Origin of the sequence: Pseudomonas persica (genome assembly GCF_900291015.1) — a bacterium.
Classification (GTDB): domain Bacteria; phylum Pseudomonadota; class Gammaproteobacteria; order Pseudomonadales; family Pseudomonadaceae; genus Aquipseudomonas.
The window spans coordinates 1-244 of record NZ_OLKL01000312.1; the positions used below are offsets into that span (position 1 = coordinate 1).

The 244-nt window shown below is 71.3% G+C and carries 1 pseudogene; it reads right to left on the reverse strand.

The features are described 5' to 3' along the window. Positions 1 to 244: pseudogene (locus FQ664_RS26700) on the reverse strand (molecular chaperone); the annotation flags it as partial.

A 244-nucleotide genomic window follows, 5' to 3' on the forward strand; every position in this document is an offset into this window, starting at 1 on the left:
GGGCAGCAGCTGTTCGTTGCCGTCCTGCTGCACCCAACGGAATACCCGGACCTGCAGCTTCACCGGCGAGGTGCCGCTGTTGGTCAACCACAGTTCGCCGGCGCGCTGGCGTGCCTCCAGCTGCAGGCTGGTGGGCGCGACCTGCAGGCTGGTCGCCGAGGCCGCGGTAACCCAAAGCAGCAGGCTGAGAACGAGCAGCGCCACGCCGGTGGCGCGCCACGGGCGGGATCCGGCCATGCGGGCG